Annotated in this window: 10 protein-coding genes and 1 pseudogene; 4 read left to right on the top strand and 7 right to left on the bottom strand. The window is 63.4% G+C overall.

All coding sequences use genetic code 11. The annotated features are described in order from the left end of the window. From EOA28_RS10740 to EOA28_RS10730, 3 genes and pseudogenes are all read right to left on the bottom strand, one after another. Positions 1-1,210, bottom strand: a pseudogene (locus EOA28_RS10740) (cobaltochelatase subunit CobT); the annotation flags it as partial. 54 nt (positions 1,211-1,264) lie between these two features. Then, complete coding sequence (cobS, locus tag EOA28_RS10735; protein WP_042643850.1) at positions 1,265-2,251, bottom strand: cobaltochelatase subunit CobS; 987 nt, start codon at positions 2,249-2,251, stop codon at positions 1,265-1,267. 123 nt (positions 2,252-2,374) lie between these two features. Then, complete coding sequence (locus EOA28_RS10730; RefSeq protein WP_127386322.1) at positions 2,375-2,998, bottom strand: J domain-containing protein; 624 nt, start codon at positions 2,996-2,998, stop codon at positions 2,375-2,377. A 136-nt stretch (positions 2,999-3,134) separates the two neighbouring features. Here EOA28_RS10730 and EOA28_RS10725 point away from each other — a divergent pair, with 136 nt between their 5' ends. Next, positions 3,135-3,437, top strand: a complete 303-nt coding sequence (locus tag EOA28_RS10725) for a BolA family protein (RefSeq protein ID WP_127251144.1) — start codon at positions 3,135-3,137, stop codon at positions 3,435-3,437. On the opposite strand, the gene EOA28_RS10720 is transcribed toward EOA28_RS10725, so the two are convergent. Then, a complete protein-coding gene (locus EOA28_RS10720; protein ID WP_245463392.1) occupies positions 3,349-4,242 on the bottom strand; it encodes an alpha/beta hydrolase in 894 nt (297 codons plus the stop codon). The genes EOA28_RS10725 and EOA28_RS10720 overlap by 89 nt on opposite strands. A gap of 293 nt (positions 4,243-4,535) precedes the next feature. Between EOA28_RS10720 and EOA28_RS10715 the strand changes: the two genes are divergently transcribed. From EOA28_RS10715 to EOA28_RS10705, 3 genes are read left to right on the top strand one after another with little or no spacing between them, the layout of a single operon-like run. Next, positions 4,536-6,485 carry a PrkA family serine protein kinase gene (locus EOA28_RS10715; RefSeq protein WP_042643762.1) on the top strand — a complete coding sequence of 650 codons (1,950 nt, stop codon included), beginning with the start codon at positions 4,536-4,538 and terminating at the stop codon, positions 6,483-6,485. 19 nt (positions 6,486-6,504) lie between these two features. After that, on the top strand, positions 6,505-7,815 hold the full coding sequence (locus EOA28_RS10710) for a YeaH/YhbH family protein (RefSeq protein WP_127251143.1): 1,311 nt from the start codon (positions 6,505-6,507) through the stop codon (positions 7,813-7,815). A 12-nt stretch (positions 7,816-7,827) separates the two neighbouring features. Continuing rightward, complete coding sequence (locus EOA28_RS10705) at positions 7,828-9,372, top strand: SpoVR family protein (RefSeq protein WP_127251142.1); 1,545 nt, start codon at positions 7,828-7,830, stop codon at positions 9,370-9,372. A 27-nt stretch (positions 9,373-9,399) separates the two neighbouring features. On the opposite strand, the gene EOA28_RS10700 is transcribed toward EOA28_RS10705, so the two are convergent. The 3 genes from EOA28_RS10700 to EOA28_RS10690 all read right to left on the bottom strand — a co-directional run. Beyond that, on the bottom strand, positions 9,400-10,296 hold the full coding sequence (locus EOA28_RS10700; RefSeq protein ID WP_127251141.1) for a transporter associated domain-containing protein: 897 nt from the start codon (positions 10,294-10,296) through the stop codon (positions 9,400-9,402). After that, on the bottom strand, positions 10,293-11,462 hold the full coding sequence (aroB, locus tag EOA28_RS10695; protein ID WP_127251140.1) for a 3-dehydroquinate synthase: 1,170 nt from the start codon (positions 11,460-11,462) through the stop codon (positions 10,293-10,295). Before aroB ends, EOA28_RS10700 begins: the two co-directional genes overlap by 4 nt. Continuing rightward, on the bottom strand, positions 11,459-11,748 hold a 290-nt coding region (locus tag EOA28_RS10690), incomplete at its 5' end, for a shikimate kinase (RefSeq protein ID WP_281060897.1). The genes aroB and EOA28_RS10690, both read right to left, overlap by 4 nt.

Raw genomic sequence — 11,748 nt, 5'->3', positions numbered from 1 at the left:
GCTCCTGCTTGAAGGACAGCGGCTGCATCGGATCGATGACGACACGCACGAGGCGCGCCGGATCGAGATAGCCTTCCTCAAGATCGAAATCCCAGGAGCGGTTCTGCTGCGCCATCAGCCGGCGCTGCAGCCGGTTGGCCAACCGCCCGACAACGCCGGACAGGTTGGCAAGCTGCTTGTCAAGAAAGGCGCGCAGCCGGTCGAGCTCCTCTTCCTCGCAAAGGTCCTCGGCCCCCACCGTCTCGTCGAAGGCGGTGGTGAAGACCTTGTAGTCGATCTCCTTCGGCAGGTTGAGGAACGGGTTGTCGTTGCGCTTGGCCTCGCCGGGCGTCTCAGCGTCGGAATCGTCCTCGTCCGAGAGGTCGTCCGATGTGGCGTCGGTCGCTTCCGTCTCGGCCGACTCTTCCTCGTCGGCTGAAGCTTCGGCCTCTTCCGACTGCGACTGCTCGGAGCCTGAATCCTCCTCGCCGCCTTCCTCGCTCTGTTCGTCTCCCTGCTGCTCGTTCTCTTCGTTTTCCTCGGAGTCGTCGGTTTCCTGGTCGTCGCCGAGTTCCTCGGCCATCTCCATGGAAACCAGCATGTCGCGCACGACGCGGGCAAAGGCCTGCTGGTCCTCCAGCTTGGCCGACAGGCCGTCGAGGTCGCCGCCCGCCTTTTCCTCGACCCAGGGGCGCCAGAGATCGACGAGCCGCTCGGCGCTCTTTGGGATCGCGCGGCCGGTGAGTTTTTCGCGCACGATCAGCGCGATCGCTTCTTCCAGCGGCGCGTCGGCCTTGTCCCTGACGTCGACGAGATTCGCCTTGGCGTATTTGTCCTCGAGCATCGAGCCGATATTGTCGGCCACGCCCTGCATGGCGCGGCTGCCGATCGCCTCGACGCGCGCCTGCTCGACGGCGTCAAAGATGGATCGCGCGAGCTTGCCTTCCGGCGCCAGCTTGTTGTGGATGCGCTGATCGTGGCAGGCGCGCTTCAGCGCCATGGAATCGCCGATGCCGCGGGTGATCGCGATGTCGTTGCGGGAGGCCTTCTTCGGCAGCTCGGGCAGCCGGGCGCGGTTGCCAGCCAGCGCCGGCCGGTCCTTGGCGAAGCCGACCTCGAGGTCCTTGTCGCCCGCGACGGCGCGCATGCACACGGTGACGGCGCGCTTGAAGCTGTCCGCTTCAGACCCGTTCTTCGGCTTGTTGCGCGTGTTGTCGCCCGGACCCGCCATTGATCATTCCCTGCGCATTTTCATGCTGAACGGCCGGAGGCCATTCAGCTGCGCCTAGCCCAGCACCACGTTGGCGGCGCTCTCCGGCAGATCCTCGCCGAAGGCGCGCTGGTAGAACTCGGCCACCACTGAACGCTCCAGCTCGTCGCATTTGTTGAGGAAGGTCAGCCGGAACGCCATGCCGATATCGCCGAAGATCTCGGCATTCTCGGCCCAGGTGATGACGGTGCGCGGGCTCATCACGGTCGACAGGTCGCCGTTGATGAAGGCCGAGCGCGTCATGTCGGCGACGCGCACCATCTTGTTGACGATGTCCCTGCCCTTGTTGTCGCGATAGTGCTTGGCCTTGGCCAGCACGATGTTCACTTCATTGTCGTGCGGCAGGTAGTTGAGCGTGGTGACGATCGACCAGCGGTCCATCTGCGCTTGGTTGATCTGCTGCGTGCCGTGATAGAGGCCGGTGGTGTCGCCGAGGCCGACCGTGTTGGCGGTGGCAAACAGCCGGAAAGCCGGATGCGGGCGGATGACGCGGCTCTGGTCGAGCAGCGTGAGCCGGCCCGAGGATTCCAGCACGCGCTGGATGACGAACATCACGTCCGGCCGGCCGGCATCATACTCGTCGAAGCACAGCGCCACATTATGCTGATAGGCCCAGGGCAGGATGCCGTCACGGAACTCGGTGACCTGCAGGCCTTCCTTGACGACGATGGCGTCCTTGCCGACGAGGTCGATACGGCTGACATGGCTGTCGAGGTTGACGCGCACGCAAGGCCAGTTGAGCCGCGCCGCGACCTGCTCGATATGCGTCGACTTGCCGGTGCCGTGATAGCCCGACACCATCACGCGGCGGTTGTAGGCAAAGCCGGCGAGGATCGCCAATGTCGTCGCCTTGTCGAACAGATAATCCGGGTCGATGTCCGGGACATGCTCTGTCGCCGCCGAATAGGCGGGAACGACCATCTTGGAGTCGAAACCGAATTTCTCCTTCACCGACACCGTCGTGTCGGGCAGGTTGGCGATGTCGCGATCGACCTTGTTCATCTCTATCAACGTCTCCACGGGCGAAACGCCGCGTTTCGCCGGCAATCGATTTTGTCCGGGGGCGGTCTTAGAGCCTTTTCCAACCTTATGAAAGTTGGAAAAGACTTGGGACCGAAGGGCCGCTCAGCACAATCCTGCCTGCTTGAGCACGCGATAGGCCTGCAGCACATCGCGGAACCGGTCTTCCGAACCTCTGTCGCCGCCATTCGCATCCGGATGGTGGCGCTTAACCAGTTCCTTATAACGCGCCTTGATGTCCTGACCAGTCGCCTTTGTATCAAGACCAAGCGTTTCCAGCGCCTTGGCCTCAAGCGGCTTGGCCTTGCGTTCGCGCGGCTCCCGCGCTCCGCCGCTGAACAGATTGAACGGATCGCGCATGCGGTTGTAGTAGCCGGCGCGCCCCGAGCGCTGCTGCGCGAAATCCGGCGCCGAGCGCGTCCCGCCGCCATTGGCGCCCATGCGCCAGGTCGGCCTGTGGCCGGTCAGCGCCTCTTTCTGGAAGCGGGCGATCTCGCTGTCCGACACGCCGGAGAAGTAGTTGAAGCCCTTGTTGTATTCGCGCACATGATCGAAGCAGAAGCGGAAATACTCGCCCTCCTTGAGCCGCCCGACCGGCGCCCGGTGCGTGCCGGCCTCGTTGCAGCCGTCCCACTGGCAGACCGGCGCGCGCGACTTCAGCTCCGCATCCTTCTCCGGCCGGATCCGGATCTTCTCGAAATATTTGGGATACGCTTTCATCTCACCCATTTATGGGCTGTTCGCATGTGCGAAACAAGAATTGACATTTCGCCGATGATCGCCCTAACCGCTGAATCGCGGCTTAAAAGCGGTCGAAATACAAGATTTTGCGGCTGTGCCGCATATGTGGTGAAGGGAAGCCCTGATGTCCATACAGGCCAAGATGGAAGACAAGCTGAAAGCGGCATTTTCGCCCGAACGGCTCGCCGTCATCAATGAAAGCCACCTTCATGCAGGCCATCACCATATCGAGTCCGGCCATCACGCGACGTTCGACGGCACCGGCGAGACACATTTCCGCGTCCGCATTGTCTCGCCGAGTTTTGCCGGTATGAGCCGCATCGACCGCCACCGCGCCGTCAACCAACTGCTTGCCGACGAACTGAAGGCAGGCGTGCACGCGCTGGCGATCGAGCCGGCCGCACCCGGCGAGAAGACGCGCTGGTAATCAGGCCACCGTCGCCTTCAGGAAGGCCAGCACCGCCGCGGTCAAGGCGTCGCCAGCCTCGCCGAAATCGCCATTGATCGACATATGCGTATAGGCGCTGCCGTCGAACAGCGTGACCTCGGTGCCAGTGGCGCGCAGGCGCTCGGCGAACTTTCGACTCCTCGCCTCGCCCGGGCGCGCGCGAATAGGCGATGAAGGTCGGCGGATGCTTCCTGCCGTCGACATAGCTCGACGGCGACAGCGCCGCCCATTGTTTCGGGTCGGAGAAGACACGCGCATAGGCGCGCACCATGCCGCCATACCTCGAAAGCGCGGCAAGATCGTAGGCCCTTGTGTCGTCCAGGATCAGCGCGGCGACGCCCGGCAACCCTCCGCGCATGCCGGTCAGCGCAACCAGATGGCAGCCGGCCGAATGGCCCATGCCGACGATGCGGTCCGGATCGCCGCCATATCGGGCGATGTTCGCGCGCACATAGGCATAGGCCTTTTCGACATCGCCGGCCTGGGTGGCGACATCCGCTTCCGGCAGCATGCGGTAGTCGATCGAGACGAACAAGAAGCCATTGGCGAGCAGGAAGTCCGGCTTTGAGCCGACCTGGCTGCGCTTGCCGAACCGCCAAGCGCCGCCATGGACGAAGAAGACCACCGGCAGGTTCTTCGCGCCGGCCGGCGCGTAGATGTCGAGCTTGGCCGGACCGTAATCGAGGGTTTGCGGTTCCGGCTGGCCCGGACGCCCAGCGGCTGACGCACCCGGCGGCAACAGCGCCGCCAGGGCTGCCACGATGAAGCTGCGTCGATCGATCATCGCCATCTCCGGCCAGATTGTGTCGCGGCGGGCACGGATGCTCGCCACACGCCTCGTTTACGAACCAAAAATGACAACTTTCGGTGCGAAACCAAATCCACTCCTTGACCGTCCGCTGGCAATCACCACGTATGTTCATAGGCGAGCATTTAAGGCCGAATCGGGGTGTCCCGAAGGCTAATGTCGGGGTGCATTGTGCGCTCTTCCTTCACGTGAAGGGAACCACAATGCTTTCCGGTGGTTGATGAAGCGATGAGCCGATTGGCAGCCTATCGGCTCCGAGGCAAAGCATCATGCGCGAGAACCAATCCGACGTCTTCGATCTGTTTTCGGAGATCTATTCCAATGCGGCACAGGAAGAGATCAGCCTTCAGCAATATCTGCTGGCCTGCCGCGAGGACAAATCCATGTACGCCTCGGCGCCGGAGCGCATGGTCGAGGCGATCGGCGAGCCGAATCTGGTCGACACCAGCAAGGACGAGCGGCTCGGCCGCATTTTCTCCAACCGCACCATCAAGATCTATCCTTCCTTTTCCGACTTCTACGGAATGGAGGATACGATCGAGCGCATCGCCGGATATTTCCGCTACGCCTCGCAAGGCCTCGAGGAGCGCAAGCAGATCCTCTATCTTCTCGGCCCGGTCGGCGGCGGCAAATCCTCGCTAGCCGAACGGCTGAAGAAGCTGATGGAAGAGCGGCCGATCTACACGCTCAAGGTCGGCAACCAGATCAGCCCGATCTTCGAATCGCCGCTCGGCCTCTTTCATCCCGACCGGATGGGCGATCTGCTGGAGGACAAATACGGCATCGCCCGCCGCCGCCTGAACGGACTGATCTCGCCCTGGGCGGCCAAGCGCCTGGATGAGCTGAAGGGCGACATCTCGAAATTCAGCGTCGTCAAGCTGATGCCGTCGCGGCTGCGCCAGATCTCCATCGCCAAGACCGAGCCCGGCGACGAGAACAATCAGGATGTCTCGGCGCTGGTCGGCAAGGTCGACATCAGGCAGTTGGAGCACTTCAGCCAGTCCGACCCGGACGCTTATTCCTACAGCGGCGGCCTGAACCGGACGACGCAAGGCCTGCTCGAATTCGTCGAGATGTTCAAGGCGCCGATCAAGGTCCTGCACCCGCTGCTGACCGCCACCCAGGAAGGCAGCTACAACGGCACCGAGAATTTCGGCGCCTTCCCCTATCAGGGCATCGTCGTCGCCCATTCCAATGAATCGGAATGGCAGCAGTTCAAGAACAACAAGAACAATGAGGCGTTCCTCGACCGCATCCTCGTGGTCAAGGTGCCCTATTGCCTGCGCATCACAGAGGAGCGGCAGATCTACGAGAAGCTGCTGCGCGAAAGCGAGCTGGCGAACAGTCCTTGCGCGCCCGAGGTGCTGGACATCCTCAGCCGCTTCACCGTCTCGACCCGCCTTGCCGAGCACGAGAACTCGCCGCTCTACACCAAGATGCGCGCCTATGACGGCGAGAACCTCAAGGAGATCGACCCGAAGGCGAAGTCCGTCCAGGAATATCGCGATGCCGCCGGCGTCGACGAGGGCATGACCGGGGTCAGCACGCGTTTCGCCTTCAAGATCCTGTCGCAGACCTTCAACTACGACACCAAGGAAGTGGCCGCCGATCCCGTGCACCTGATGTACATCCTCGAAGAGGCCATCAAGCGCGAGCAATTCCCGAAGGAAACGGAGGCTGCCTATCTCGAGTTCATCAAGTCGGAACTCGCCAGCCGCTATGCCGAGTTCATCGGCCACGAGATCCAGAAAGCCTATCTGGAATCCTACAGCGAGTATGGCCAGAACCTCTTCGACCGCTACATCGCTTATGCCGATGCCTGGATCGAGGATCAGGACTACAAGGACCCCGACACCGGCCAGATCCTCAACCGCGAGGTTCTGGAAAAGGAGTTGTCGCAGGTCGAAAAGCCGGCCGGCATCGCCAACCCCAAGGACTTCCGCAACGAAGTGGTCAAATTCACCTTGCGCGCCCGGGCGCGCAACCATGGCCGCAATCCTTCCTGGACGAGTTATGAAAAGCTTCGCGAGGTTATCGAGAAGCGCATGTTCGGCCAGGTCGAGGACCTGTTGCCGGTGATCAGCTTCGGTTCCAAGCAGGACAGCGTCACGGAGAAGCGGCACAATGAATTCGTGCAGCGCATGGTGGAGCGCGGCTATACCCAGCGGCAGGTGCGCCGATTGGTCGACTGGTACATGCGCGTGAACAAGGCGGGTTGAGGGACGCCCGAACGGTGCCATGCCGATCTTCATCGACCGCCGTCTGAACCCGAAAGACAAGAGCCTTGGCAATCGCCAGCGCTTCCTCAGGCGCGCCCGCGAGGATCTCAAGCGCAGCATCCGCGACAAGGTCCGCACCGGCGGCATCGCCGACCTCGACCGCGAACACGCCGTGCCGATGCCGCGCAAGGGCACCGACGAACCGAGCTTCGGCGACGACAAGCAAAGCGGCCGGCGCCAGCACATCCTGCCCGGCAACAAGACGTTCAGCCCTGGCGATCTCATCGACAAGCCTGGCGGCGGCGGAGGCTACGGATCGGCTCCGGGGACCACGGAATCCGAAGACGACTTCCGCTTCGTGCTGTCGCGCGAGGAGGTGCTCGACCTTTTCTTCGAGGACCTCGAACTGCCGGATCTGGTCAAGCTCAACCTCAAGCAGATACTGAGCTTCAAGCCGAGGCGGGCAGGCTTCGCCGCAAGCGGAGCGCCGACCAACATCAATGTCGGACGCACGATGCGCAACAGCCACGGCCGCCGCATCGCGCTGAGGCGCCCCAAGCAGGCCGAGCTGGACGAAATCGCCAGGCAGATCGCCGAGCTGGAAGCGAAGCCGGCAAGCGCTGCTGTGCGCGAAGGCATCACGGCGCTGCGCGAAGAGCTTGAGCGGCTCGAGGGCCGGCGCAGGCGGATTGCCTATGTCGACCCGGTCGACATCCGGTTCAACCGCTTCGATCCCCAGCCCGTGCCCAATGCGAACGCGGTCATGTTCTGCCTGATGGACGTCTCAGGCTCGATGGGAGAGCGCGAGAAGGACCTGGCCAAACGCTTCTTCGTGCTGCTGCATCTCTTCCTGACGCGCCGCTACGACCGCATCGAGGTCGTCTTCATCCGCCATACCCACCAAGCCAAGGAGGTAGACGAGCAGACGTTCTTCTACCACACCGAAAGCGGCGGCACTGTCGTCTCCACCGCGCTCGAGGAAATGCACCGCATCATCGAAGAACGCTATCCGGTCGCCGAGTGGAACATCTACGCCGCCCAGGCCTCAGACGGCGACAACTTCGCCACCGACTCCGAGCGCTGCATCGAACTGCTCGACCGCAAGCTCATGCGGCTTTGCCAGTATTTCGCCTATGTGGAGATCATCGACGAGCGGGAAAGTCATATCTTCGGCTCGACCGAGAACGGCACGTCGCTCTGGCGCGCCTACAACGCCGTCGACGGCAAATGGCCGAACTTCCAGATGAGGCGCATTGCCGCGCCGGCCGACATCTACCCGGTCTTCCGCGAGCTCTTCGCCAGGCAACCCGCCCTGCGCAAGAGCGCTTGAGGGGCTTCTGCAATGGTCAGTCAGGCGGGCAAATCCGAACTGCTGTTTTCCGGCTCGGACTGGAATTTTGCGAAGCTGTCCCGCGTCTATGACGAGATCGAGGCGCTCGGGACCGAAGAGCTGGGCCTCGACATCTATCCTGTGCAGATGGAGGTCATCTCTTCCGAGCAGATGCTCGACGCCTATTCCTCGGTCGGCATGCCGCTGATGTACCGGCATTGGTCGTTCGGCAAGCGTTTCCTCTACGACGAGTTTCTCTACCGCAAGGGCGCACGCGGCCTGGCCTATGAGCTGGTCATCAACTCCAACCCCTGCATCGTCTATCTGATGGAAGAGAACACCATGGCCCTGCAGGCCCTGGTGACCGCGCATGCCGCGCTCGGGCACAACCATTTCTTCAAGAACAATCATCTCTTCCGGCAATGGACCGATGCCGGCGGCATTCTGAGTTATCTGGATTTTGCCAAGGGCTACATCGCCCGATGCGAGGAACGGCATGGCCTGGCGGCCGTGGAAGCGATCCTGGATTCCGCGCACGCGCTGATGGAGCAGGGCGTGTTCCGCTACCATCGGCCGCCGAAACTGTCGTCCGAGCAGCAGCGCGAGGGGCTGCGCGAACGTCTCGAATACGAGGAGCGCTCCTTCAACGATCTGTGGCGAACGCTGCCGCCCTCGCAGGGAAAGAGCAAGCCGGAAGCGGGGGACGAAATGCTTGCCGAGCGGAAGAAATCGCTCAAGCTGCCGGAGGAGAACCTGCTCTATTTCCTCGAGAAGAACAGCCTCGTCCTTGAGCCCTGGCAACGCGAGATCGTCAGGATCGTGCGCGTCATCGCGCAATATTTCTACCCGCAGCGGCAAACCCAGGTGATGAACGAAGGCTGCGCCACCTTCGTGCACTACACGATCATGAACACGCTGTTCGATCGCGGCCGCATCAGCGAAGGCGCCATGCTCGAGATCCTGCGCAACCACTCCAACGTGGTCTTCCAGCCGGCCTATGACGATCCGCGCTACTCCGGCATCAATCCCTACGCGCTTGGCCTCGACATGATGCAGGATATCCAGCGCATCTCGACCGTGCCCACCGCCGAGGACCGCGACTGGTTCCCGGACATCGCCGGCCGCGGCGACTGGCGCGACACCCTGCTCGACGCCTGGGCCAACCACCGCGACGAATCCTTCATCCGCCAGTATCTGAGCCCGGCGCTGATCCGCAAATGGCGGCTCTTCGCGCTGGCCGACGGCGCCGACGAGCCGCATTACGAGGTGGCCTCGATCCACAATGAGCGCGGCTATGCCAGGATACGGTCGGCGCTGGCGCAAAGCTACGATATCGGTGCCAGCCGCCCCGACATCCAGGTGGTCGACGTGGACCTGCTGGGCGACCGGCATCTGCGGCTGCAGCACAAGGTCAAGGACGGCATCATGCTCGAGGGCCAGAGCCGCGACGCAACCCTGCGCCATATCCGCAACCTCTGGGGCTACGAGGTCAGCCTGGCGGCAATCGACGCCGGGACCGGCGCGACGCTCAGCGAGCGCTGGACGAAGGAACTCTGAGCGACATGGCTTGAATCGCGGAGCGCGTCAGCTCTCCCCGGCGGGCCTGATCCTCAACCTCGCAATGCGGTTCTTGTCGCGCTTCATCACCACGAAACGCTTGCCGTGGAAGGTGAAGGCCTGCTTCTCCTCCGGGATCGACTGCGTCTCATGGATGACGAGACCGGCGATCGTCGTCGCCTCCTCGTCGGGCAGGTCCCAGTCGAGAGCGCGGTTCAAGTCGCGGATCGGCACGGTGCCGTCGACGACGACCGAGCCATCGGCTTCTTTCTTGACGCCCTGCATGTCGACATCGTGCTCGTCGGCGATCTCGCCGACGATCTCCTCGATGATGTCTTCCAGCGTCACCAGCCCTTCGACCTCGCCATACTCGTCGACGACGATGGCGAAATGCGTCTTGCGCCGCAGGAAGGCGTTGAGCTGTTCCTGCAAGGTGGTGGTGTCCGGCACGAACCAGGGCTTCGCCGCGATCTTCATCACGTCGATCCGCGAAAAATCGTTGCCGACCTCGTTGAGGGCCCTCAGCAGGTCTTTCGCGTGCAGGACGCCGACGATGTTGTCGAGCGAGCCCTTCCACAGCGGCATGCGGGTGTGCGGACTCGTGAGGATCTCGCGCACCACCGCCTCCGGCGCATTGTCAGCATTGACGGAGCGCATATTGGTGCGGTGGACCATGACGTCCGACACTTCGAGCTCATCAAGCTCGAAGAGGCCCTCGAGCCGGTTGCGCTCCTCGCGGCCGGCTTCGCCATCGCGACGGGAATCGTCGCTGTCATGATCCTTGCCGTTGCGCTCGGATCGCGGCGGCGGCTCTATCGGCCACAGCGCGTAACCGAAAGCGGCAAGCAAGGGGGCGCGGAACAGGAGCGCCACGATCATGATGGCGGCGAGGACGGCTGCGACGATCCAGCCGGCGTCGATCATCCGGAACGGCTCCTCTTGGACCGTTCGGGATGGCTCGTCTTGAGCGCCGCTGGATGGCTCATCTTGAGGAAGGAAAGCACTTCCGAGTGCGGCACGTCCTTGGCGATGAACGACTGGCCGATGCCGCGCGTCAAGATGAAGGTCAGCGCGCCGCGCGAGACCTTCTTGTCCTGAGTGATGAAGGAAAGCAGCGCCTCGGCGTCCGGCAACTCGCCAGGAATATCGGCCATGCGCCAGGGGAGGCCGACGGCGCTGAGATGCGCCTCGACGCGTTCGGCGTCGTCCGGGCTCGCCAGGTTGAGCCGCGCCGAAAAGCGATGCGCCAGCGCCATGCCGATGGCAACGCCCTCGCCATGGACGAGGCGCGCGCCGTCATAGTGCGTGGCGGCTTCCAGCGCATGGCCGAATGTGTGGCCGAGATTGAGCAGGGCGCGGTCGCCGGTCTCGAACTCGTCCCGGGCGACAACGTCGGCCTTGGCGCGGCAGGCCTCGGCGATCGCCTCGACGCGCGCCGGGCCGCCGGCAAAGACCTGCCCCCAGTTCTGTTCCAGCCAGGCGAAGAAGGCCGGGCGATCGATCAGCCCGTATTTGGCAAGCTCGGCATAGCCGGCGCGGAACTCGCGGACGGGCAGCGTGTCGAGCACTTGAGTGTCGGCGAGCACCAGCCTGGGCTGGTGGAAGACGCCGACCAGGTTCTTGCCGCGCGGGCTGTTGATGCCGGTCTTGCCGCCGACGGAGGAATCGACCTGCGCCAAGAGCGAGGTCGGGATCTGCACGAAATTCATGCCGCGCCGCACGATGCCGGACGCAAAGCCGGCGAGGTCGCCGATGACGCCGCCGCCGAGCGCGATCACCACGTCGCGGCGTTCGAGCTTGGCGGCGAGCACGCCGTCGACCACCTCCTCGAGATGGGCGAAGCTCTTGGTCTTCTCCCCGGCCGGCAATGTGATGACGGCGGACTGGATGCCGCCTTTCTCCAATCCCGCCTTCAGCGTGTCGAGATGCGCGGCGGCGACGTTCTCGTCGGTGACGATGGCCGCGCGGGTGCCAGGAAGCCGGCGCGCGACCTCCTCGCCGGAGCGCGCCAGCAATCCGGAACCGATAAGGATGTCATAGGCGCGGTCGCCGAGCCCGACCTCGACCTTTACCGGTTCGGCATGGCTCACGGCTGCACCTCGTCATTTGTGGCGCCTGTAGCGCCCGTCGCGATCGCCTCGACGCCGAGATGGGCGCAGAGCGCCGCGACGACTTCGCCGGCGATGATCTCCTTGCGGTCGTCGCGCGTCGGCACGGTCAGGTCGGCGGCGGCATAGACCGGATAACGCTCGCCCATCAGCTTTTCCAGCACGGCGCGCGGATCGGGGTTCTTCAACAGCGGCCGGTTCTGCTTCTTGGAGACGCGCTCCATCAAGAGGTCCAGATCGGCCTTCAGCCAGACCGACACGCCATGCG

This window comes from Mesorhizobium sp. M2A.F.Ca.ET.067.02.1.1, assembly GCF_004023285.1.
In the GTDB taxonomy this organism is placed as follows: domain Bacteria; phylum Pseudomonadota; class Alphaproteobacteria; order Rhizobiales; family Rhizobiaceae; genus Mesorhizobium.
Note: the sequence above shows the minus strand (reverse complement) of the source record. Positions and strands in the feature narration are given on the sequence as shown.

Excerpts from the sequence above, each read along its gene's own strand:
- cobS (WP_042643850.1), bottom strand. The coding sequence starts at position 2,251 with ATGAACAAGGTCGATCGCGACATCGCCAACCTGCCCGACACGACGGTG.
- EOA28_RS10730 (WP_127386322.1), bottom strand. The coding sequence starts at position 2,998 with ATGGGTGAGATGAAAGCGTATCCCAAATATTTCGAGAAGATCCGGATC.
- EOA28_RS10725 (WP_127251144.1), top strand. The coding sequence starts at position 3,135 with ATGTCCATACAGGCCAAGATGGAAGACAAGCTGAAAGCGGCATTTTCG.
- EOA28_RS10720 (WP_245463392.1), bottom strand. The coding sequence starts at position 4,242 with ATGATCGATCGACGCAGCTTCATCGTGGCAGCCCTGGCGGCGCTGTTG.
- EOA28_RS10715 (WP_042643762.1), top strand. The coding sequence starts at position 4,536 with ATGCGCGAGAACCAATCCGACGTCTTCGATCTGTTTTCGGAGATCTAT.
- EOA28_RS10710 (WP_127251143.1), top strand. The coding sequence starts at position 6,505 with ATGCCGATCTTCATCGACCGCCGTCTGAACCCGAAAGACAAGAGCCTT.
- EOA28_RS10705 (WP_127251142.1), top strand. The coding sequence starts at position 7,828 with ATGGTCAGTCAGGCGGGCAAATCCGAACTGCTGTTTTCCGGCTCGGAC.
- EOA28_RS10700 (WP_127251141.1), bottom strand. The coding sequence starts at position 10,296 with ATGATCGACGCCGGCTGGATCGTCGCAGCCGTCCTCGCCGCCATCATG.